Here is a 21979-nt window from a genome sequence, read left to right as displayed (position 1 = left end):
AAAACAAAATGTCGCGCAGTGTACCAGCCTCGTGGGAATTTCCCTGCAAGTTCTAGACGAGAAGCCTGTTAATGCTCGATATGCTGCTCCGGGCTGGCTGCACGCTTGCCGTCTTTGGGCGACAGTTGCAGGAAGATCGCCGCCGCCAGCATCGCCATGATGCCCACGGTGAGGAAGGTCAGTTGGAACGCGCCGAGGACGCTTTCCACACCGTCGTTGCCGGTTTCGGCGGTAAATCCGCCGAGCAGTGCACCGGCGCACGCGACCCCGAGGCTCAGCGACAACTGCGCCACCACCGACAGCAGGCTGTTGCCGCTGCTGGCCTGGGCATCATCGAGGTCGATCAGGGTGACGGTGTTCATGGCGGTAAATTGCAGCGAATTGATCGCCCCCAGTACCGCCAGCATACCCAGTAGCAGCGGGTAGGGCGTGTGCTCCGTGACCAGTCCCATGCTCGCCAGCATGATGCCCAGCGCCAGGGTGTTGCCGGTCAGGACGATGCGGTAGCCCAGGTGTTCGATCAGCGGGCGTGCCACGGACTTGGCAAACATCGCCGCCGCCGCCAGGGGCAACATGCTCATGCCGGCTTCCGACGGTGAATAACCCAGTGCCACCTGCAACAGCAACGGCACCAGGAACGGCAGGGCACCGCTGCCCAACCGCGCGAACAGGTTGCCGAGGATGCCCACGGCGAAGGTGCGGGTCTTGAACAGCACCGGTGAGAACAACGGGTTATCGATATGCCCGGCCCGCAGCCAATACGCCGCCAGGCACGCGAGCCCGCCGAACAGCAGCAACATCACCCGCAAGTGCGGCAGGTGCAGCTCGCCCAGGCCTTCCATGGCGATGGTAATCAGGATCATCGCGGCGCCAAACAGCAGGAAGCCGATTCCGTCGAATCGCGTGCGCTCAGTGCCGCGCAGGTCGGGGATGAATTTCCACACGGCGTAGCAGCCGATCATGCCCACCGGCAAATTGATCAGAAAGATCCAGTGCCATGTCAGGTACTGCACCATCCAGCCGCCCATGGTCGGGCCGAGCAACGGGCCGAGCAAGCCGGGGATGGTGATGAAGCCCATGATGCGCACCAGTTCGGAGCGGGGGTAGGCGCGCAGCACCACCAGTCGCCCGACGGGCAGCATCAGCGCACCGCCCAGGCCTTGGATCACCCGTGCGCCCACCAGCATGGTCAGGCTGCTGGACAGGGCGCACAGCAGCGAGCCAATGCTGAACAGCATGATGGCGCCAAAGAAGATTTTCTTGGTGCCGAAGCGGTCAGCGATCCAGCCCGACGCCGGGATCAGCAAGGCGACGGTGAGCATGTAGGCGATCACCACCCCTTGCATGCGCAATGGGTTCTCTGCGAGGTCCCGTGCCATCGCCGGCAGTGCCGTATTGAGGATCGTCCCGTCCAGCGACTGCATGAAGAAGGCAATCGCGACCACCCAGGGGAGCCAGCGGGCGGTCTTGGCATCAAGCGGGACGCGGTTCGGCATGGAATACCTTTTTGATAGCAGGCTATGTGTTTGCGATTATGCGCCAACCGTCGCGTGTTTTCCCACCAGGAAATCCAGCAGCTCACGGTGCACCGCTACGGCGGCTTCGTTGGATTCAAGGTCGAGCAAGTGGCCCGTCTGCTCGGCCACGGCAAAGCTGCTGCGCCCCACGTACTGCTTGAACAACTGGGCCTCGGCGGCGGGGGTGTATTCGTCCAGCGCGCCGTTGAGGAAGTGCACTGGCGTTTCAATCTGCCGCAGTGCCGGCAGGTAGTTGCCATCGCCCAAGGCCAGTACCTGGTGGATATGGAAACGCGCCTGGCGGTACTCGGTGGTGGCCATGGTCGACAGGTGACGGTGGTTGTTGCGTTTGAGCCGGGGCGACAAGTATTTGCCCACGGTTTCATTGAGCAAGTGGCCGACGGCAGACTTGTCATCCGCTTCGATCAGCACGCGCACACGTTCCACGTAGTCGAGCATGGCCTGATTGAGGTTGGGTGCCAGGGCCATCACCACCGAGCTTTCGATGGAGGGAGGGTTGTGCGCCAGGGTCAGCAGCGTCGAGATACCACCCCAGGAGGCCGACACCAGGTGGTTGACCTGGAAACGCTCGACCAGGGCGCGCAGCATGTGCACCTCGTCGTCCTTGGTTACCAGGTCGAGGTCAGTGTTGTGTTCGCGGGAATAGCCGGAGAACGGCAGGTCGAACAGCAGCACATTGAAATGCTCTGCCAGGCATTTACTGGTGCGAGCGAACGAGCGCGTGGTGGACAGCGCGCCGTTGACCATCAAGACGGTCTTTTTTGCAGAATCGTTTCCTAGCTGCTCAACATGAACGTTGTAGTGCTTGAACAGCTTTTCAATGACAAAACTTCCATGGTTCATGTCAACGCTCCAGCTTGCCCTTCCCGGGCAAGTGCATGCAGTACTACCTGTCGGGTGGCGGGATGCCACTAACCGTTATATCGAGGTTTTTTACAGGCGACAACAGGCTGCCCCACGGAATGGGAAGAAGAGAATTGACCGTAGGAGGGGATGGAACCGAGGTGTCAGAAGCTGACACAGCCCCTGTGGGAGCGGGCTTGCTCGCGAATGCGCAGTGTCAGTCAGTACATGTGTGACTGATGCACCGTATTCGCGAGCAAGCCCGCTCCCACAGGGGATAGTGGTGGTTAAAGGGTTAGCGTCAGGCGTTTTACCAAAGCCCCCGGCAGCAGGTTGGAGGCGGTGTTGCGCTGGCTGTAAGTGCTGGCCGACAGCAGCAGTTCCCGTTCAGCGGTCAGGGCTTCCAACTGCGTGCCGAGCAGGTGGTAGACGCTGTCATCAAAGCGCATGGTGCTGACCGGCGCCTTGATCTCGCCGTCTTCCACCCAAAAGGTGGCGAAACGCGTCATGCCGGTCAGGCGTGCCGCCGGAAGGTCCGAATAGTTCAGGTACCACAGGTTGCTGATGTACAACCCGGTGCCCAACTGCTTGAGGATATCGGCTTGGGCCAGGCTGCCGGCGGCCATCTGCAAGGCGCTGGGCGATTCATCACTGCTCGCGCCGTTGGTGCTCAAGCCGTATTCGGCAGCGCTGCGCGAATTGATCAATTGGCCATCGGCTTTCCCCGCCTTGATCAGTGTGACGTCGCCGCGTGGATAACCCTCGGTGGAAAACGCCTGGCTCAGGGAGCCGCTGATCTGTTCAGTCAGCGTCACCTGCGGGCTCAGGGACTGTTCGCCGGCATACAGCTTTTGCAGCGAGCTGCCCTTGCTGGCGATCGCCTGGGCGGAAAACCCGCCCCAGGTGATGATGCTGATGATTTCTTCAATCGCCGCCGGGGCGAGGTAGGCGCGGTAGTGTCCGGGCGCCAGTGTGTGCAGTGGGCGGCCGAGGAACTCAAGCTGTTCGCGGGCCTGCTGGAAGCGCGCGGCAAATTCGGCGCTGTCCCAGGTGTGTCCGGCGTAGCTGGCTTTCACCGCTTCGCCATTGGCGTGGAACAGGCTGAAATCGAAATTGAAGCTATTGGCCTGGTGCCAGCCGAAGGCGCCCGACGAACTGGCAAAGCCTCGGGTGATGGGGCCGGCTGCATAGAAACCGACCAGGTCGACGCCGTGGGCGGCCGCCTTGATGTCTTCCAGTACCTGCGCCAGTTCCGGCAACGGCCGGGTTTGTTCGTTGCTGCTTTGCCAGGCGTTGTGGTTCAGCAGCAGGTACGGATCCTGCGGCAGCAACGGCAGGGTTTCACGCAACTGTTGCAGGCCATCGGCCAAGCGTTGGCGGTCCAGTTCCAGCTCGCCGGCCAGGGTGATGCCGAGGTCCGCGTGGCGGCCGTCGTTGATCAGTTTCAAGCTGAGGCTGGCCTGTTGCACTTGGCCGGCCTGGCGCACCTTGGCGTGGTTGAAGCGCACGAACTCGGACGCTTCATCCGCATACCCGAGGTGGAATTGTTCGCTGTCGGTGATGGCGTGCTTGAGCCAGTCCACCAATGCCTTGAAGGTGTTCATCAGGCGTCTCCCCCAAATACGTCGACATCACTGAATACGCAGGCGGGCGACGCATGGCCGACGCGGATCACCTGGTTGGGTTCGCCTTTGCCACAGTTCGGCGTGCCCAGCACCTTGAAGGTACTGGCGTCACCGACCGCGCTGAGGTTGCGCCAGAAATTCGCGGAAATAGCCCGGTAGTTGGGGTTTTTCACCACGCCTTTCAGCTCACCGTTCTCGATCAGTTGGCCCCATTCACAGCCGAACTGGAATTTATTGCGCGCATCGTCGATGGACCATGAACGGTTGGTCGACATCAAGATGCCGTTTTCGATGCCACCGATCAGTTGCGCAAGGCGCTTGTCGCCCGCTTCGATGTTCAGGTTGGCCATGCGGTCGATGGGGGCGCGGTTCCAACTGCTGGCCCGGCTGTTCGCCACGCCGCTCATGCCCGAACGGTATTGCGACAGCGCTCCGCCCAGCGGTTTGAGCAGCAGCCCTTCGCGGATCAGGAACTGCTTGCTGGCGGGAGTGCCGTCGTCGTCATGGCTGTAGCTGGCGAGTTGTTCGGGGATGTCCGGGTCGAACGTCACGTTGAGCAACTTGGAGCCATATTGCAGGTGACCGAAGTCGCTGGCCTTCACAAAACTGGTGCCGGCGTAATTGCGCTCGTCACCCAGGATACGATCCAGCTCCAGTGGGTGACCGATGGACTCATGGATCTGCAGGATCATCTGGTCGGGCATCAGCAACAGGTCACGCGGGCCGTTGGGGGTGTTGGGTGCAAGCAGCAATTGCACGGCTTCGTCGGCAATGCGTGGCGCGGCTCCGACCAGGCCGAAGCGGCTGATCACATCAAACCCGCCTTGCTGGCCGAAATTGCTGCCGCCGAGGGTGCGGCTCTGGCTGTCGTTGCCGTCGTAGGCGGTGACATTGACGCCGGGGAATACAAAGCGCTGGGCCTGGCGCAGTTCGGCGCCGGCGTTGTTGAGGTAGATTTGCTCGACGTGGGTCAGGCCGAGGCTGACTTCCCAGCTCACCAGGCGCTCGTCCTTGGGCACCGCGGCGGATTCGTCACCCAGCAATTGGTAGCAGTCGCTCAGGGACGGGAAGGGCTGGTTGAGTTCGGGGGACAGATAGTCCGCCACATCGCTGGAGACGTGCTGGTCACGCAGGTCGAGTAGCGCGTGGGGCTTGATCAGGCGGGCTTGCTGTTCGGCACGCTCAAGGGCGGCTTGCAGGCCAGGCAGGGAAATGTCGTTGGTCGCTGCGTAGGCTTCCACACCGTTGAGGCGCACGGTGAGCATGGCGCCCTCGTCGTGGTTCAGGTGTGGTGGTTCGGCGACGTTTTTGCGCACGGCCAGGTATTGGCCGGATTCGCGTACGTAGCGCAGGGAGAAGAATTCGGCGCGAGTGCGCAGGGCACTGAAATGCTGTTTGAGTGTGGCGTGGTGGTCGAACATGGGGCCTTCCTTGTGGGCGGCTCGGCGCGGGCAGGCAAACAGAGTAGCCGATCAAGGAGAGGTTTTGCAGTGAATGGTTAGGCCCCTTCACGAGCAAGCCCGCTCCCACATTTTGACCGTGTGAACCCGATCAAAGGTGGGAGCGGGCTTGCTTGTGAAGGCAGCACCGCGGTGTATCAGTTACTGCGCCAGCGGGCCCACTTCACGCATCGGCTTGCCACGCACCGGCGCATCGCCGGCCACGTAGTAGTCGGCGGTGCTGCGCGGCAGTGGCTGGCGGCCACGGATCTTGTCGGCGATTTTCTCGGCGATCATGATCGTCGGTGCGTTCAGGTTACCGGTGGTGATGATCGGCATGATCGACGCATCCACAACGCGCAGACCCTGCATGCCATGCACGCGGCCTTCGCCGTCCACTACCGCCATCTCGTCGGTGCCCATCTTGCACGAGCAGGACGGGTGGAACGCGGTTTCAGCGTGTTCGCGGATGAACTTGTCGAGCTGTTCATCGGTTTGCACGTCAATACCTGGGCTGATTTCGCGGCCACGGTAGGGGTCCAGTGCCGGCTGCTGCATGATTTCACGGGTCAGGCGGATGCCGTCGCGGAATTCCTGCCAGTCCTGTTCGGTGGCCATGTAGTTGAAGAGGATGCTCGGGTAGTCCCGTGGGTTCTTCGACTTCAGCTGGATGCGGCCACGGCTCGGCGAACGCATGGAGCCCATGTGCGCCTGGAAACCGTGCTCTTTCACACCGTTGCTGCCGTTGTAGTTAATCGCTACCGGCAGGAAGTGGTACTGGATGTTCGGCCACTCGAATTCTTCACGGGTGCGGATGAAACCGCCCGCTTCGAACTGGTTGCTGGCGCCGATGCCGGTGCCGTTGAACAGCCACTCGGCGCCAATGGCCGGCTGGTTGTACCAGAGCAGCGACGGGTACAGCGACACGGGTTGGGTGCACGCGTATTGCAGGTACAGCTCAAGGTGGTCCTGCAGGTTTTCGCCGACGCCTGGCAGGTCATGGACCACCGGGATGTCGAGGCTTTCCAGCAGTTTGGCCGGGCCGACACCGGAGCGTTGCAGCAATTGCGGCGAAGCGATTGCGCCGCTGCACACCAGTACTTCTTTACGGGCGCGGGCTTCAACGCGTTCTTCGGCGGCGCCGATCAGGTAACGCACGCCCACGGCACGCTTGCCTTCGAACAACACTTTGTCGGTGAGGGCGTGGGTGACGATGGTCAGTGTCGAACGCTTCTTGGCCGTGTCCAGGTAACCGCGCGCGGTGCTGGCACGACGGCCGTTTGGCGTGACGGTACGGTCCATCGGGCCGAAGCCTTCCTGCTGGTAGCCGTTCAAGTCTTCGGTGCGTGGGTACCCGGCCTGTACGCCGGCTTCAACCATGGCGTGGAACAGTGGGTTGTTGCCGGCTTTCGGCGTGGTCACGCTGACCGGGCCATCGCCGCCGTGCCAGTCGTTCGGGCCGATGTCCCGAGTTTCAGCTTTTCTGAAATAGGGCAGGCAGTCCAGGTACGTCCAGTTTTCCAGGCCTGGCAATTTCGCCCAGTTGTCGTAGTCCATGGCGTTGCCACGGATGTAGCACATGCCGTTGATCAAGGAAGAGCCACCCAGGCCCTTGCCGCGACCGCATTCCATGCGACGGCCGTCCATGTGTGGCTCTGGATCGGTCTCGTAGGCCCAGTTGTAGCGGCGGCCTTGCAGCGGGAACGCCAGGGCGGCTGGCATCTGGGTACGGAAGTCTAAGCGGTAGTCGGGGCCGCCGGCTTCCAGCAGCAGGACGGTGACGCCTTCGTCTTCGGTCAGACGGGTCGCCAGGGTGTTACCGGCGGAGCCGGCACCCACAATGATGTAGTCGTATTCTTGGGACATTGGATGCACCCTCTTTGAAGTCTAGTCAGGTCGGGCCTCATCGGGGGGCAAGCCCCCTCCCACCTTTGACTGTATTTACACAGCTGAACTTGTGAACACAGTCAGTGTGGGAGGGGGCTTGCCCCCGATGGCGGCCTTATAGGCAATACAAGGCTCGGTTCTTAGAACACCGAGGCGTAGTCGCCCAGTTCAACCTGTACCGATTTGATGCGGGTGAAGTTGTTCAGCGAGCTGATACCGTTCTCACGACCCACACCGGATTGCTTGTAGCCACCCACCGGCATCTTCGCGTCGGATTCGCCCCAGGCGTTGATCCAGCAGATACCCGCTTCCAGCTGATGAATCACGCGGTGGGCGCGGTTCAGGTCTTTGGTCACCAGGCCGGCGGCCAGGCCGAAGTCGGTGTCGTTGGCGCGGCGGATCACTTCTTCTTCGGTTTCGTAGGTGAGGATACTCATCACTGGGCCGAAGATTTCTTCACGGACGATGGTCATTTCGTCAGTGCAGTCGGTGAACACGGTCGGGGCCACGAAAGCGCCTTTGGCGAATTCGCCGTCGGTCAGACGGTCGCCGCCGCACAGCACGCGTGCGCCTTCTTCCTTACCTTTGGCGATGTAGCCCAGCACGCTTTCCATGTGGGCGAAGCTGACCAGCGGGCCGAAGTTGGTGTTGTCGTCTTGCGGGTTGCCGACGCGGATGCGTGCAACGCGCTCAACGATCTTGGCTTCGAACGCCGCTTGCAGGTGCTTGGGCACGAACACGCGAGTGCCGTTGGTGCAGACCTGGCCGGAGCTGTAGAAGTTGGCCATCATCGCGATGTCGGCGGCACGATCCAGGTCGGCATCTTCGAACACGATCAGCGGCGACTTGCCGCCCAGTTCCATGGTCACTTCCTTGAGCGACGAGCTCGAAGCGCTGGCCATGACTTTCTTACCGGTGTCGGTGCCGCCGGTGAACGAGACTTTTTCGATGCGCGGGTGCTCGGTCAACCAGGTGCCGACTTCACGGCCGCTGCCGGTCAGGACGTTGAACACGCCAGCCGGAACACCGGCTTCGGTGTAGATCTCGGCCAGTTTCAGGGTGGTCAGCGAAGTGACTTCGCTAGGTTTGAAGATCATCGCGTTACCCGCGGCCAGGGCCGGTGCGGATTTCCACAGGGCGATCTGGATCGGGTAGTTCCACGCGCCGATACCGGCGACCACGCCCAGCGGCTCGCGGCGGGTGTAGACGAAGGAAGTGTCGCGCAGTGGGATCTGCTCGCCTTCGATGGCCGGCACCAGGCCTGCGTAGTATTCGAGCACGTCAGCGCCGGTAACGATGTCGACGTACTTGGTTTCGGAGAAGGCTTTACCGGTGTCCAGGGTTTCCAGGGCGGCCAACTCGTCGTTGCGCTCGCGCAGGATGTCGACGGCACGACGCAGGATGCGCGAACGCTCCATGGCGGTCATCGCAGCCCAGATTTTCTGGCCTTTTTCGGCGCTGACCACGGCACGTTCAACGTCTTCTTTCGTTGCGCGTTGCACTTGGGCGAGAACTTCACCGTTAGCCGGGTTGATGGCTTCGAAGGTGGCATCGCTGCCAGCGTCGGTGTAGCCGCCGTCAATGTAGAGTTTTTGCAGGTCGAAACGGGCCATAAAGTCCTCGCAAGTGCATAAGTGGTTGGCGTTAACCGCCGAAAAGTGGGCCATAAGGGTCTGGCGACACTGATCAACAGCCGTTCAGGGGTTGAGCGGTTATAGATGCTCTAACTCACCTGCTTGGCCAATTGGAAATCCATGTATTCGTAAGCGATCCGTTGCGCCTGCTCCGTGTCGAAAGCGTCTCCCGACAGGGCGCCGCGCAACCACAAACCGTCGATCAGGGCCGCCAGGCCTCTGGCTGCTTTGCGTGCGTGCGGCAGCGGCAGCACTCGGCGGAACTGGCAGCACAGGTTGGAATACAGACGTTGATCGTTGATCCGCTGCAACCTGTGCAATGACGGGTGATGCATGCTGGTGGCCCAGAAGGCCAGCCAGGTTTTCATTGCCGGGCCATTGACCTGGCTGGCGTCGAAGTTGCCCTCGATGATCACCCGAAGGTGCGCCCGTGGGCTGTCGTCCTTCAGCGCAAGCCTGCGTTCGTGGACGTTCTCGATCAGCACATTCATCAAGTACCGCATCGTTGCGGCGATCAGGCCGTTCTTGTCCTGAAAGTAGTGACTGATGATGCCGTTCGAGACGCCGGCCAAACGGGCGATCAGCGCAATGCTGGCATCTCCCATTCCGACCTGATCGATCGCCGTCAGTGTGGCTTCGATCAACTGCTGGCGGCGTATGGGTTGCATACCGACCTTGGGCATGTAGCACCTCTCCTTAGGCCTGCCGATGGACGATCCACGTCCGTCGGCTTGAGGGCCAGTCTATTTTGTTTTGATTGAACGTTCAATCAACAAAGAATAAGATCTGCGACAAATGGTCGCTGCCTACAGATATTTCCTACTTGTGAGCCGCGACATCTGACACCTGTAAAAAACCTTGAAACAGGCCGTATCAGGGCCTGGGCGTCGCTTCGGCGAGGCTCAAGAATTTTAGGGGTGTCTTTATAACACCCGTCCGTCGACTGCCGAAAAATCGATGTCCCGGGATAACCGTTGCCTTGTGTTTCTCTCTCGCACTGCCCGGAGCATCTGCGCCATGAGTTCTGCCTCTCTTATAAAGACCCCGCCGGAAAAGGTGCGGGTCAACGGTTGGGTGTTCTACACCTCCACCGCGTTGATTCTGTTGTTGACTGCCATCCTGATCATCGCCCCGCAGGAGGCCGGGCGCATGCTCGGCGTAGCACAGGCGTGGCTGTCGAAAAGCTTTGGCTGGTACTACATGGTGGTCATCGCCGCCTACCTGGTGTTCGTGGTGGGCCTGGCATTTTCGTCCTACGGCAAGTTGAAACTGGGCAGCAAGGACGACACCCCGGACTTCAGCTACGGCGCCTGGGCCGGCATGTTGTTCTCGTCGGGCATCGGCATTTCGCTGTTGTACTTCGGTGCTTCCGAGCCGCTGGACCACTACTTCAACCCGCCCGAAGGCGCAGCCGCCAGCAATGGCGCTGCACGCCAGGCGCTGCAACTGACGTTCCTGCACTGGGGCCTGCACGGCTGGGCGATCTATGCCTTGGTCGGCCTGGCCGTGGCGTACTTCGCGTATCGCCATAACCAGCCGCTGGCCTTGCGTTCGGCGCTGTACCCACTGGTGGGCGAGCGTTGGGTGAAAGGCGCGGCCGGCCACGCGGTGGACGGCTTCGGCATGTTCGTGACCCTGCTGGGCCTGGTGACGAACCTGGGGATTGGTTCGATGCAGGTGTCGTCCGGGTTGGAAAACCTGTTCGGCATGGAGCACAGCAACACCAACCTGTTGATCGTGATCATCGTGATGAGCACCGTGGCGACCATCGCCGCCGTGTCGGGTGTTGAGAACGGCATTCGGCGCCTGTCCAACCTCAACATCGTGTTGTTCAGCGGCCTGTTGATTTTCGTACTGTTGTTCGGCCCGACCCTGCACTTGCTCAACGGTCTGGTGCAAAACACCGGTGACTACCTCAACGGCATCATCCTGAAAACCTTCGACCTCTACGTGTACGAAGGCGACGCCGACAAGACCGAACGCTGGATGGGCCTGTGGACACTGTTCTACTGGGCCTGGTGGATTTCCTGGGCGCCATTCGTGGGCATGTTCATCGCGCGTATTTCCCGTGGTCGCACGGTGCGTGAACTGGTGGCCGGCGTGCTGCTGATCCCGTTGGGCTTCACCTTGGCGTGGCTGTCGATCTTCGGTAACTCGGCATTGGACCTGGTGCTGAACCAGGGTGCGGTGGCGTTGGGCAAGACTGCGTTGGAACAGCCTTCCATGGCCATCTACCAACTGCTTGAGCATTACCCGGCGTCGAAAATCGTGATCGGCGTGTCGATCTTCGTGGGCTTCGTGCTGTTCCTGACCCCGGCGGATTCCGGCGCGGTGATGATGGCCAACCTTTCCTGCAAAGGCGGCAACGTGGATGAAGATGCGCCGCACTGGCTGCGGATCTTCTGGTCGGCGGTGATCACCCTGGTGACCATCGGCTTGCTGTTCGCGGGCAACTTCGAAGCCATGCAGACCATGGTGGTGCTGGCGGGGCTGCCATTCTCGGTAGTGTTGATCTTCTTTATGTTCGGCTTGCACAAAGCCATGCGCCAGGATGTGGCCATCGAACAGGAGCAGGCGCAATTGGCCGAGCGGGGTCGTCGTGGTTTCAGCGAGCGCTTGACCGCGCTGGACCTGCAACCGAGCCAAGGCACCGTGCAACGCTTCATGGACAAGCACGTGACGCCAGCGCTGGAAGAAGCGGCGACGGCGTTGCGTGAACAGGGGCTGGAAGTGCAGACCCTGCTGGGTAAATCCAAGCGCTGCATCGGTGTGCGCATCGAGATGGCAGAGGGCAACCCGTTTGTCTACGAAGTGAGCCTGGATGCTTACTCGTCGGCACCGAGCGACCTTCCCGAGGAAGAGCGCACGCGTTACTACCGCGCGGAGGTCTACCTGCACAATGGACCTCAGGAATACGACCTGATGGGCTTCACCCAGGAGCAGATCACCCGGGACGTGCTCGATCAGTTTGAAAGCCATCGGCAGCTCCTTGGCCGTGTCTATAGCTGATAGTTGAAAACGGGTGGTGTCCTCACTGACACCACTGGGTCCAAATGTGTAAACAGAACTAAATGTGGGAGGGGGCTTGCCCCCGATAGCAGTGTGTCAGTCAGTACTTCTGTTACTGATACACCGCAATCGGGGGCAAGCCCCCTCCCACATTGACCCAGTTTCTACATTGAGATGTGCAGTGTTTGTCAGCCCAGGTTCTTGCCCAGCAGGGCATGGTAAAGCTCACTGTCCCCCAGAATCCCCACTACCTGGTTGTTGTCATGCAGCACCAGCTTGTTTCCGGTGTGATAACGAATCTGCAACGCATCACGCATGCCGATGTTCGAGTCCACCAGCGTCGGCACCCGGCCCAGACCTTCCACCGCTTGCCCCGGTACCCAGTTCTGCAGGTTCATCACCGCGCCATTCTGGCGAGCGCCCTTGATGGTGTTGCCCTCGGCCAGGTCCAGCCACGAGTCGCCGCCCGGGTCCAGGCAGACTGAACCGTTGACGCGCTTGCAGTTGTCCAGGGTGCGCATCAGGCTGCGGCCGCACAACACGTTCAGTGGGTTGGTATGCGCGACGAAGGTACGCACATAGTCATCCGCCGGGTTCAGGACGATCTCTTCCGGCACGCTGTACTGGATGATCTTGCCGTCTTTCATGATCGCGATACGGCTGCCCAATTTGAGTGCTTCGTCGAGGTCGTGGCTCACGAACACGATGGTCTTGCTCAGCTTGCGTTGCAGTTCCAGCAGCTCGTCCTGCAGGCCCTGGCGGATCAGCGGGTCAAGGGCGGAGAAGGGTTCGTCCATCAGCAGGATATCGGCGTCCATCGCCAGCGCACGGGCCAGGCCGACGCGCTGCTGCATGCCGCCGGAGAGTTCGTCCGGCTTCTTGTTACGCCATTGGGTCAGGCCCACCAGCTCAAGTTTTTCATCCACCAGCTTGCGTCGGTCTTTCTCCGGGCGGCCCTGCATTTCCAGGCCGAAGCTGATGTTTTCGCGCACCGTCAGCCAAGGCATCAGGGCGAACTTCTGGAACACCATGGCGATGCGCTTGGTGCGCATCATTTTCAGCTCGGCGGGTGTGCAGGAGGCGATGTCGATCTGGCGACCTTCATGCTCGACGAACAGCTGGCCACGGCTCACGGTGTTGAGGCCGTTGATGCAGCGCAACAGACTGGATTTGCCGGAGCCCGACAGGCCCATCAACACACAGATCTCGCCTTTCTCGATGTCCAGGCTGGCTTTTTCCACGCCAACAATCTGCCCGGTTTTTTTCAGGATCTCGTTACGGCTCATGCCTTGGTCCAGCAGCTTGAGCGCTTCGCGTGGGTCTTTGGAGAAGATCACGTCGACTTTGTCGAATCGGATAATGCTCATGCATCACCCCCTACTTTAGCGTCGGGTTGTTTGCAGATGCGGTCGAGCATGATGGCCAGCAGCACGATCGCCAGGCCCGCTTCAAAGCCCAGGGCGATATCGGCGGTGTTCAGTGCGTTGACCACGGGTTTGCCGAGGCCATCGGCGCCCACCAGGGCAGCGATCACCACCATCGACAACGACAGCATGATGCATTGGGTAATGCCGGCGGCAATGCTCGGCATGGCGTGGGGCAGTTCAATGCGCGAGAGCAACTGACGGCGCGAGCAGCCAAAGGCCTTGCCGGCGTCCATCAACTCTTGGGGTACATCACGGATACCCAGGTAGGTCAGGCGGATCGGCGCGGCAATCGCGAACACCACCGTAGAAATCAGCCCAGGCACCACACCCAGCCCGAAGAGGGTCAGGGTTGGGATGAGGTAGACGAAGGTCGGCACGGTCTGCATCAGATCGAGTACCGGCCGCATCATGGTGTAAAACATCGGTTTATGCGCGGCAACAATGCCCAGCGGCACACCGATGACCACGCAGACCAGGGTGGCGAACAGCACTTGCGCCAGGGTCTCCATGGTTTCCTGCCAGTACCCCAGGTTCAGGATCAGCAGGAAGGAGGCGATGACAAAAACAGTCAGTCCCCATTTACGTTGGATAAAGTGAGCCAGCAGCGCAATCAGACCGATCAATGCCAGCGGATTGAACCAGGTCAGCGCGAACGTCACGCCGTGGATCATCGTTTCCAGTGTCGATGCGATTGCGTCGAAGTAGTTGGCGCCGTGTTGGGTCAACCATTCGACGAAGGCAGCGATGTACTGGCCTAGTGGGATTTTCTGTTCAGTCAGCATGGTAGTGAATGTCCACATGCGAAGAGGGAAAACATCCCGGGACAGCGCACCGCCCCGGGGATAGCGGATTACTTGGCGAGGTAGGCTTTAACGGCGTCGAGTCCTGGTTTGCCATCTATGGTGGTGACACCGGCAAGCCAGGTGTCGAGGACTTGCGGGTTCTTCTTCAGCCAGGCTTTCGCCGCGGCGTCGGGTTTCATCTTGTCGTCCAAGACATTACCCATCAGGGTGCTTTCCATATTCAGGGTGAACACCAGGTTTTTCAGCAACTGGCCCACGTTGCTGCATTCCTCGGTGTAGCCCTTGCGGGTATTGGTGTAGATGGTGGCCTGGCCGTAGTTGGGGCCGAACGAATCGTCACCCCCGGTCAGGTACTTCATCTTGAAACGGGTGTTCATCGGGTGCGGTTCCCAGCCGAGGAACACGATGGCCTGGTCGCGTTTGGTGGCGCGTTCGACCTGGGAGAGCATGCCGGCTTCGCTGGACTCGACGACTTTGAACCCTGCGGTTTTCAGGCCGAAGGCGTCTTTGTCGATCAGCGTCTGGATGGTGCGGTTGCCGTCGTTACCCGGCTCGATGCCGTAGATCTTGCCGCCCAGTTCATCCTTGAATTTGGCGATATCGGCGAAGTCCTTGAGGCCTTTGTTGTACAGCGCTTCCGGGACGGCCAGGGTGTACTTGGCGTTCTCCAGGTTGGCGCGCACGGTTTCCACGGTGCCGGCATCACGGTACTGCTTGATGTCGTTTTCCATGGTCGGCATCCAGTTGCCGAGGAAGACGTCCATGTTCTTGCCGTCGGCCAGCGACTTGTAGGTCACTGGTACCGAAATCATCGTGGTGCGCGGCTTGTAGCCCAGGCCCTTGAGGATCTCGCTGGTAGTCGCGGTGGTGACGGTGATGTCGGTCCAGCCGACATCGGAGAAGTTGACGGTCTGACATTGTGCCGGTTCTGCGGCGTGCGCCATGACTGGCAGACTCAGCATGGCGGCCAACAACAACGAGGGTGAACCTTTCATCTGGGTAGACTCCTGTGTTTTTTCTGGCGGCATTCGCCGCGCTTTATAAGTGTTGCGGTTGGTGCGTGCGACAACAGCTCTGGCACGGTGCCTTGCAAACGAGTCGAGACTGATCATGTACCAGTGAAAATCTGACGCCTACAGGGGGCGTCGTATCCAGTACAGGGATGGTCGTATCCAGTGTCGGTGACGTCGCTTACAGATTTTTCCACAGGCAAAACTGCAGTTTTTGCCCATCTGCACCGTTAAAAACGGCCAAAACAGGCGATCGCACGGGAGCGACGCTGGTGAGCATGAGTGCGTCGGTGTGAGACGCCGTGACGGCAAGTAAAAGCTTGATGATGCCGCCATCTGGGCGATCTGAGCGTAGCAGCTCCTTGGTGTCCGGCCTGTTCACCTGCGGAGTCCCACGTTAATGGCTATCAGTGTTTTCGACCTGTTCAAGATCGGCATCGGGCCTTCTAGTTCTCACACCGTCGGCCCCATGCGCGCCGCGGCGTTGTTCGTTCAGGCTTTGCGTGAACGTGAACTGTTGGAACAAGTGCGGCGCGTCGAAGTTCAGCTCTACGGCTCATTGTCGGCCACCGGAATTGGTCACGGGAGCGACACCGCGACCATCATGGGCCTGATGGGCGAATGGCCAGATGCGATCGACCCATCGCAAATCGGCCTGCGCATCCACACCCTGCGCGAGACCGATACGCTGCTGCTGGACGGCCGTTTGCCGGTGCCCTTCGTATGGGCGCGGGACATGCGTCTGCTCGACGAAAACCTACCGTTCCACCCCAATGCGATGACCCTGGTGGTGACGGGCGATCACGGTGAGCTGCACCGTGACACCTACTATTCGGTGGGCGGCGGCTTTGTGGTGGATGAAGCCCAGGCGCAGAGCGGCGTGGCCGATATGGACCGCACCGAGCTGCCGTATGATTTTTCCAGCGCAGTCGAGCTGTTGCAGCTGTGCAAGACTCACAACCTGCGTGTCGCCGAGTTGATGCTGGCCAACGAGAAAACCTGGCGCTCCGAGGAAGAAATCCGCAGCGGACTGATGAAGCTCTGGCGCGCCATGCAGGATTGCGTGGAGCAGGGGCTCAAGCACGAAGGCATACTGCCCGGCGGCCTGAACGTGCGCCGCCGTGCCGCCAAGTTGCACCGCAGCCTGCAGGAATTGAACAAGCCCAATGTGATCGGCTCGACGTTGAGCGCGATGGAATGGGTCAACCTGTTCGCCCTGGCGGTGAACGAGGAAAACGCCGCCGGTGGGCGCATGGTGACGGCCCCTACCAACGGCGCGGCGGGGATCATCCCGGCGGTGTTGCACTACTTCATGAAATTCAGCGAGGAAGTCACCGAAGCCAACGTGGTCGACTACCTGCTTGGTGCGGCGGCGGTAGGCATCCTGTGCAAGAAAAACGCCTCGATCTCGGGTGCCGAAGTCGGCTGCCAAGGGGAGGTAGGCTCGGCCTGCGCCATGGCCGCCGCCGGCTTGGCCGAGATTCTTGGCGCCACGCCGGAACAACTGTGCAACGCCGCTGAAATCGGCCTGGAACATAACCTGGGCCTCACTTGCGACCCGGTGGGCGGGCTGGTGCAAGTACCGTGCATCGAGCGCAATGCAATTGCGGCGGTGAAGGCAATCAACGCAGCGCAAATGGCGCTGCGGGGCGACGGCCAGCACTTTATCTCCCTGGACCGAGTGATCCGCACCATGCGCGATACCGGGGCGGATATGCATGACAAATACAAAGAGACATCGCGGGGCGGGTTGGCGGTGAGTGCTGTGGAGTGTTGAGCCAGTGACGCCGCTATCGCAGGCAAGCCAGCTCCCACATTTGGAATACATTCCCCTGTGGGAGCCGGGCTTGCCCGCGATAGCGGCAGTTCAAGCAACACTGCTCATAAAGTGAACACCGGATCCAAAAGCGCCACCTTTTAGCGCGTCGCAAACAGATAAGTAGCTACCGAACGATTTCCCGCCCGACCCGCTGTCACCCGTGCTTTGGGTGACAGACTTCTCCCACGCCCGCAAAGCGCCTTCCCACAAGTGCTACCGATCTGCTCATCCCCTGTGGATAGGCTCATTCCTACGGCTGATTTCGGCTATATCCGTACGTGCGGCGCGGGCTTATCTAGACACGTCATCAGGTCGTTTTTAGGAGTTATTGGACGGCCATTCAATTTTAGGCATGGCATTTGCTCTATCAATTCAAAGCCTCTCTCCTCGCTGGATGTAGAGCGCAATAACAAGAGCCTCGCCTGAGGCCATCACCCGCTTTTGTGTGAGGAGATACTGCGATGACGTCGTTCAACTCCGGGGCCCAACCCCAGAACCGTGCGCCTCAATCCATCGGCTTTTTGCTGCTGGACAATTTCACGCTGATTTCCCTGGCGTCCGCAGTCGAACCGCTGCGCATGGCCAATCAGCTCTCCGGCCGCGAGCTGTATCGCTGGACGACCTTGAGCGTCGACGGAAACCAGGTGTGGGCCAGCGACGGTCTGCAAATTACCCCCGATGCTTCCATGCACAAAGCCCCGGCCCTGGACACGGTGATCGTGTGCGGCGGCGTGGGCATCCAGCGCACCGTTACCCGTGAACATGTGTCGTGGCTGCAAAGCCAGGCACGCCAGTCCCGTCGCCTGGGCGCGGTGTGCACCGGCAGCTGGGCCCTGGCCTGCGCCGGTTTGCTTGATGGATTTGATTGCAGCGTGCACTGGGAATGCCTGGCCTCGATGCAGGAAGCTTTCCCCCGCGTGGCCATGAGCACACGCCTGTTCACCCTCGACCGCAACCGCTTCACCAGCTCCGGCGGCACCGCGCCGCTGGACATGATGCTGCACCTGATCAGCCGCGACCACGGCCGTGAACTCTCGGCCGCCATTTCCGAAATGTTCGTCTACGAGCGTATTCGCAACGAACAGGATCACCAGCGTGTGCCGCTCAAGCACATGCTCGGCACCAACCAGCCGAAGCTGCAGGAAATCGTCGCGCTGATGGAAGCCAATCTGGAAGAGCCGATCGACCTGGACGAACTGGCGGTGTACGTCGCGGTGTCTCGTCGCCAGCTGGAGCGCCTGTTCCAGAAATACCTGCACTGTTCGCCATCGCGCTACTACCTCAAGCTGCGCTTGATCCGCGCACGGCAGTTGCTCAAGCAAACGCCGATGTCGATCATCGAAGTGGCGTCGGTGTGCGGGTTCGTGTCTACGCCGCACTTCTCCAAGTGCTACCGCGAATACTTTGGCATTCCGCCACGGGATGAGCGCGTAGGTTCCAACACCACCCAGCAGGTGGCGATGATGCCGATCCCGCAGGCGCTGGTATTGTCACCGTTGTCGGGGCCGATGTCGGCGTTGAGCCAGGCCAGGAACGAGTCGACTTTCGCCAGCGTAAGGCTCTAGACCGAGTCGCCTGCGTTCGCGAGCAAGCCCGCTCCCACAGGTGACCGAGTTCCACCTTTGAAATGCGGTCGAATGTGGGAGCGGGCCTGCTCGCGAATGCGGACTATCAGGCGCCCGAGTTCTGCTTGAACTGCACCAAGGCCGGCAGCAACTGCTTATCGATCGCCTGCCGCACCGCCGGCAAGATCGTCGCGCTGCCGGTGTACATCTGCTCAACCATCCCCTTGAGCGCCTTGGCCCGAGCCTCGCTCAAACCACGCACCGCACACTCGCAGGCCTGCTCGGCGGTGGCGCCGCTGGACACTTCGAAACCCAGTGAGCGCAGTTGGCCCAGCAGGTCATCCTGGTCAATCAAATCCGCGTGCATCATGACGTTTATCCTGGTGAAGGGAACGGGGTTTGACCTGGATTCTGGTTGCCGTCCAAAGGGTCGGCAAGGGCAGATTGCACGAATGCCTCAGATGGCTATGAGCAGGTCGTTTTCGGGCCATTTACCGACCGTATTAATGGGCACACTGAACTCAAGCACTCAGCTTGAAGGTTTGGTCACCCTCAGGATGTAACGCTCACACAAGGCACTCTGCCCCGATCCAGTCACGGCTGGATCGGGGCTTTTTTTAGCCTGGGATTTGTGGCGTGAGTACCGGCCTCATCGCAGGCACGCCAGCTCCCACATTTGGAGTGCATTTCCCTGTGGGAGCTGGCTTGCCTGCGATGGCAGCGCCGCGGTCTACCGCTGCAACACCCGGATGCGCGACAGTAATTCATCGCGGTCGATGTAGCAGCCCTGGAAATGCCGTGCCCCGGAGGCCGGATCGAACGCATTGCGCGCATGCAGGGTGCGACGGTTGTCGAAGCACCACAATTCGCCCGGGTTCAGGCGCTTGACCAGCCGAAAACGATCCTCCCGCGTCTTCGCAATAAACCGCCGATACGCCCGATACAGCAGCGGCATCTGCGCCACGCTGGTCTCGAAAGGCCCGCGTAGAAAGTTGGCCATGCGAATCTCCGCCACGTCGCCCAAGGCATCCAGTGCAATGATCGGCGCCAGGCGGCGATAGTCGCTGTGACGGTCCTTGTTGCGAAACTCCACCGGGATTTCACACAGCGCCCTGAACGCTTCGGGATCTTCCGTGCGCAGGGCGTTGGCGATGGCAAACCCGTCGACAAAAATGCTTTCGCCGCCGTTGGCATCGTTCACCAGGCAATGCAGGAATTGCAGGCCCGGTTGCAGCTCTCGTGTGGGCAAATCACTGTGCAAGGGCAGGTTGAAAGCGGTGTAGGCATTGCTGTCGGCATCGGCCTTGGATTGCACATTGAACAGCACGCCGAAGTTGCTCTCGCGGATGAAGGAAATGCGCTTGGCCACCAGCGCCAGGGAGTCGCGCTCGGTGGGGACGCCTCGGACTTGCGTCAGGCCAGAATCGCGCAGCGCCAGCAACCATTGCAGCAGCGCGCTCGGGTCTTCCATGACGGCCGAATACTCAAAGACCGGTAGCGGGAACCGACTGTCCCACAGCCGCGATTTGGGCGTTGCCGCACGGCGTTCGGCACGGGATTCATCGTCGTAGGCATGCGCCCGCAGCCAACCCGGATCGTACTGACTGCGGTGGCCGCCGCTCCATTCCAGGCTCAGGTTGCCTTGATCAATACGGGCCGAGGCCGGCCTGAGATGGGCGTCCACATCCACAATCTCCAGCACTTGCTCGCGCGTCACGCTGTACACGCATTGGGTGCACGGGCAGTTGTCTCGCAGCCATTGATGATGAAACGGACTGACCCGTCCATCGGCCCACTGCACAAGGATCTGATCCTCCAGCACCCGTACATCCGCGATGTCGCAGATCTTCGGGTAAGTACGGAAATCGGCGACAGCGGCGGCGGTTTGCATGGTGGCTCCTAAGGGTATTTGCAGTGGCTATTTTTTCAGCGGTAGTCCAATCACTCGGCCAAGCAGGGCGGGGCGCGGCAGGTCAGCCTGCTCCGCGCTGATAGCCGTGAGTTTTTCCAGTGTGGACTCGGTGAACGGCGCCGAATGTGGACCGGCCAGATCAACGTGCAACAACATCTGCTCGTTGCCCGCCAGTTCCTTTTCATCCCCAACCAGGTGCAGGCTGTGATAGAGGTGCAGGCGCTTGGCGTCGTGGGCGATGAGTTGGGTATGCACCTCCACGTCGGCACCCAGCTTCACTTCGTGCAGGTAGTTGAGGTGCAACTCCAGGGTGAACAGTGAGTGGCCGCTGGCTTCGCGGTTTTCACTGTCCAGCCCCAGGGTGTCCATCAGCGCGTCGGTGGCGTAGCTGAAGATCAGCAGATAGAACGCGTCGCGCAGATGGCCGTTGTAGTCCACCCAGTCGGGGTGGACCTGGGTGGTGTAGGTGGTCAGTGCGGGCATGTCAGGATTTTCCCTTATTCGGCGAAGGTCATGCCGTGCTTGGCTTTGGTGGTTTTCACCGCCTCCAGCACCGCCAGCAGGCAGTCATCACGATAGCGCTCCAGCGCCGAAATGCTGTGTTTGCCCAGTTGATCGCTGGTGCCGTCGACCACATCGTCGATCAGCTTGTCGGTCAACTCCGGCGCTGGCAGGTAGGTCCACGGCAATTGCAGCGCCGGGCCGAATTGCGCCATGAAGTGGCGCATGCCTGCGTCGCCGCCTGCCAGGGTGTAGGTCAGGAAAGTGCCCATGAACGACCAGCGCAGGCCCGCGCCAAAGCGGATGGCGTCGTCAATTTCGCCGGTGGTGGCGACGCCGTCATTGACCAGGTGCAGGGCCTCACGCCAGAGGGCTTCGAGCAGGCGATCGGCGATAAAGCCCGGGACTTCCTTGCGCACATGCAGTGGGCGCATGCCGAGGGATTCGTACACCTTGATCGCCGCTTGAACGGCCTCCGGCGCAGTGTTCTTGCCGCCGACCACTTCCACCAGCGGCAGCAGGTAAACCGGGTTGAACGGATGGCCGACCACGCACCGCTCAGGATGGGTCGAGCCCTCGTAGAACTCGCTTGGCAACAGGCCGGACGTGCTCGACCCAATCAACGCATTCGGCTTGGCGGCGGCGCTGATCTTGCTGTGCAGGTCGAGTTTCAGTTCCAGGCGTTCCGGGGCGCTTTCCTGGATGAAGTCAGCGTCTTTCACACACTCTTCAATGGTGGCGACAAAGCGCAAGCGGTCCTGGGATGCACCCGGCGCCAGGCCTTGTTTTTCCAAGGCGCCCCAGGCGTTGGCAACACGTTTGCGCAGCGCGGCTTCGGCACCGGGCGCCGGGTCCCAGGCGATCACATCCAGGCCATGGGCCAGGGCGCGGGACACCCAGCCGCTGCCGATAACACCGCTGCCGAGGGCGGCGAAGGTTTTGATTTCAGTGATAAAGCGCATGGCAA

General features: G+C 60.8%; 17 protein-coding genes. 3 read left to right on the top strand and 14 right to left on the bottom strand.

Features of this window, described 5'->3' with window-relative positions; all coding sequences use genetic code 11:
- Positions 1–68: 68 nt before the first annotated feature.
- The 7 genes from mdtD to betI all read right to left on the bottom strand — a co-directional run bounded on the left by mdtD (position 69) and on the right by betI (position 9649).
- Positions 69–1496, bottom strand: a complete 1428-nt coding sequence (gene mdtD / locus AB4N92_RS10000) for a multidrug transporter subunit MdtD (RefSeq protein ID WP_010207136.1) — start codon at positions 1494–1496, stop codon at positions 69–71.
- 36 nt (positions 1497–1532) lie between these two features.
- Complete coding sequence (locus AB4N92_RS09995; protein WP_010207135.1) at positions 1533–2381, bottom strand: alpha/beta fold hydrolase; 849 nt, start codon at positions 2379–2381, stop codon at positions 1533–1535.
- A 287-nt stretch (positions 2382–2668) separates the two neighbouring features.
- Complete coding sequence (locus AB4N92_RS09990) at positions 2669–3985, bottom strand: TldD/PmbA family protein (RefSeq protein WP_044288002.1); 1317 nt, start codon at positions 3983–3985, stop codon at positions 2669–2671.
- Entirely contained in the window at positions 3985–5427 is a 1443-nt protein-coding gene (locus AB4N92_RS09985; RefSeq protein ID WP_042571442.1) for a TldD/PmbA family protein, read from the bottom strand. Before AB4N92_RS09985 ends, AB4N92_RS09990 begins: the two co-directional genes overlap by 1 nt.
- Positions 5428–5607: 180 nt before the next feature.
- On the bottom strand, positions 5608–7311 hold the full coding sequence (betA, locus tag AB4N92_RS09980; RefSeq protein WP_010207131.1) for a choline dehydrogenase: 1704 nt from the start codon (positions 7309–7311) through the stop codon (positions 5608–5610).
- Between the two features lie 161 nt (positions 7312–7472).
- Positions 7473–8945: a betaine-aldehyde dehydrogenase gene (gene betB / locus AB4N92_RS09975; protein WP_010207130.1), complete on the bottom strand. Its 1473-nt coding sequence runs from the start codon at positions 8943–8945 to the stop codon at positions 7473–7475.
- A gap of 110 nt (positions 8946–9055) precedes the next feature.
- A complete protein-coding gene (gene betI, locus AB4N92_RS09970) occupies positions 9056–9649 on the bottom strand; it encodes a transcriptional regulator BetI (protein ID WP_010207128.1) in 594 nt (197 codons plus the stop codon).
- A 391-nt stretch (positions 9650–10040) separates the two neighbouring features.
- Here betI and AB4N92_RS09965 point away from each other — a divergent pair, with 391 nt between their 5' ends.
- Complete coding sequence (locus tag AB4N92_RS09965; protein WP_226994565.1) at positions 10041–11975, top strand: BCCT family transporter; 1935 nt, start codon at positions 10041–10043, stop codon at positions 11973–11975.
- Positions 11976–12163: 188 nt separating this feature from the next.
- On the opposite strand, the gene choV is transcribed toward AB4N92_RS09965, so the two are convergent.
- From choV to AB4N92_RS09950, 3 genes are all read right to left on the bottom strand, one after another.
- Positions 12164–13342 carry a choline ABC transporter ATP-binding protein gene (gene choV, locus AB4N92_RS09960; protein ID WP_010207126.1) on the bottom strand — a complete coding sequence of 393 codons (1179 nt, stop codon included), beginning with the start codon at positions 13340–13342 and terminating at the stop codon, positions 12164–12166.
- The gene (choW, locus tag AB4N92_RS09955; protein ID WP_010207125.1) at positions 13339–14184 is read right to left on the bottom strand and encodes a choline ABC transporter permease subunit; all 846 of its coding nucleotides are present in this window, start codon (positions 14182–14184) and stop codon (positions 13339–13341) included. The genes choV and choW overlap by 4 nt, the downstream gene beginning before the upstream one ends.
- 68 nt (positions 14185–14252) lie before the next feature.
- Complete coding sequence (locus AB4N92_RS09950; protein ID WP_010207122.1) at positions 14253–15200, bottom strand: choline ABC transporter substrate-binding protein; 948 nt, start codon at positions 15198–15200, stop codon at positions 14253–14255.
- A 415-nt stretch (positions 15201–15615) separates the two neighbouring features.
- Here AB4N92_RS09950 and AB4N92_RS09945 point away from each other — a divergent pair, with 415 nt between their 5' ends.
- On the top strand, positions 15616–16992 hold the full coding sequence (locus AB4N92_RS09945) for an L-serine ammonia-lyase (RefSeq protein ID WP_021491298.1): 1377 nt from the start codon (positions 15616–15618) through the stop codon (positions 16990–16992).
- Positions 16993–17495: 503 nt separating this feature from the next.
- Entirely contained in the window at positions 17496–18599 is a 1104-nt protein-coding gene (gene gbdR, locus AB4N92_RS09940) for a choline metabolism transcriptional regulator GbdR (protein ID WP_005792167.1), read from the top strand.
- A 106-nt stretch (positions 18600–18705) separates the two neighbouring features.
- Here gbdR and AB4N92_RS09935 read toward each other — a convergent pair whose 3' ends face one another.
- The 4 genes from AB4N92_RS09935 to AB4N92_RS09920 form a co-directional block, all read right to left on the bottom strand.
- The gene (locus AB4N92_RS09935) at positions 18706–18969 is read right to left on the bottom strand and encodes a hypothetical protein (protein ID WP_010207120.1); all 264 of its coding nucleotides are present in this window, start codon (positions 18967–18969) and stop codon (positions 18706–18708) included.
- Positions 18970–19329: 360 nt separating this feature from the next.
- On the bottom strand, positions 19330–20490 hold the full coding sequence (locus tag AB4N92_RS09930; protein ID WP_236266813.1) for a gamma-butyrobetaine dioxygenase: 1161 nt from the start codon (positions 20488–20490) through the stop codon (positions 19330–19332).
- Positions 20491–20517: 27 nt separating this feature from the next.
- Complete coding sequence (locus tag AB4N92_RS09925) at positions 20518–20994, bottom strand: thioesterase family protein (RefSeq protein ID WP_010207115.1); 477 nt, start codon at positions 20992–20994, stop codon at positions 20518–20520.
- Between the two features lie 14 nt (positions 20995–21008).
- Complete coding sequence (locus AB4N92_RS09920) at positions 21009–21974, bottom strand: L-carnitine dehydrogenase (protein ID WP_044287998.1); 966 nt, start codon at positions 21972–21974, stop codon at positions 21009–21011.
- Positions 21975–21979 lie beyond the last annotated feature (5 nt).

It is taken from the genome of Pseudomonas sp. S3_A09, from assembly GCF_054668065.1.
Note: the sequence above shows the minus strand (reverse complement) of the source record. Positions and strands in the feature narration are given on the sequence as shown.